Source organism: Micrococcus sp. HSID17227, assembly GCF_003989405.1.
In the GTDB taxonomy this organism is placed as follows: domain Bacteria; phylum Actinomycetota; class Actinomycetes; order Actinomycetales; family Micrococcaceae; genus Micrococcus; species Micrococcus luteus.
On sequence record NZ_RBLN01000459.1, the window covers coordinates 1 to 1069 of the forward strand.

Annotated in this window: 1 protein-coding gene and 1 pseudogene; one reads left to right on the top strand and one right to left on the bottom strand. The window is 76.1% G+C overall.

Annotated features, from left to right (window positions below; genetic code table 11):
* Positions 1 to 334, bottom strand: a pseudogene (locus tag D8M29_RS12620) (hypothetical protein); the annotation flags it as partial.
* Positions 335 to 505: 171 nt separating this feature from the next.
* Between D8M29_RS12620 and D8M29_RS12625 the strand changes: the two are divergent.
* Positions 506 to 1027 carry a WhiB family transcriptional regulator gene (locus tag D8M29_RS12625; RefSeq protein ID WP_127435611.1) on the top strand — a complete coding sequence of 174 codons (522 nt, stop codon included), beginning with the start codon at positions 506 to 508 and terminating at the stop codon, positions 1025 to 1027.
* Positions 1028 to 1069 lie beyond the last annotated feature (42 nt).

Below are 1069 nucleotides of genomic sequence, written 5' to 3' on the forward strand. Positions count from 1 at the left end.
CCTCGGGCCGGTCCGTGAGGACGGCGGCGGGGGAGTCGCCCTCGAGGGCGGGCTCGGCCTCGGCGCAGAGCACGCCGAGGGCGAGGGCGTGGGAGAGCCAGTGGACGGGCAGGTCCAGGGCGACGGCGTCGCCCGCGCCGATGCCCTCGGCGCCGAGCAGGCCCGCGAACTTGGCGGCCCAGTTCACGGTCACACGGCCCGAGAGCTCGATGCGCTGGTCCACCGCGCCGGGCTCGTCCGGGGCCCCCGGCTCCTGGACGAGCGCGGGCCGCGGGGAGGAGGCGAGGCGGAGCAGGAGGGGGCCGGTGGACCGGGGTGCGGAGAGGGAGACCATGGGCCCAGTGTGGCACCCGCTCGGTTTGACTCGGCATGAATCACACCGATGTAATGAACCCGGGCCAACGGTCCCGCCAGGAGGGGCCCGCCGGCGTGCCCGGCACCCGCGCGGACCGCATGGTCACCCGGCCCACAGCCGCCACGTCGATCCCGGGAAGAGGCGTCACACATGGAGCAGACCCAGCGAGTCGAGGACACGCACCGCGCCGATCCCGCGCCGGCACCTCGTCCGCGGAGCGTCCCCAGCGACTGGTTCCTCGACCCCGCCGACCTGCAGGCCGGCGTCTCCGGCGCGAGCCTCGAGGACCAGGCGACCGCCTTCCTCACCGCCCACGACCTCGACGGCGAGACCGGCACCCCGGCCGCCACCGTCACCGCCCTCTTCCCCGGTGACGCGCGTCCGGTCGAGGCTGTGCCCGTCTCCGCCGACTGGGCCGCCATCCCGGGCGTGAGCACCGAGCCCGTCGAGGGCGAGCTGGCCTGGCAGGCGGACGCCCTGTGCGCGCAGACGGACCCCGAGGCGTTCTTCCCGGAGAAGGGCGGCTCCACGCGGGACGCCAAGCGCGTGTGCGAGGCCTGCACCGTCAAGGACGCGTGCCTGGAGTACGCCATGGCGAACGACGAGCGCTTCGGCATCTGGGGCGGGCTCTCCGAGCGCGAGCGTCGCCGCCTGCGCCGCGCCCGCGCCTGACGCACGGCGCCCATCCGCCGGGCGCGGTGCCCGGCGCGGACC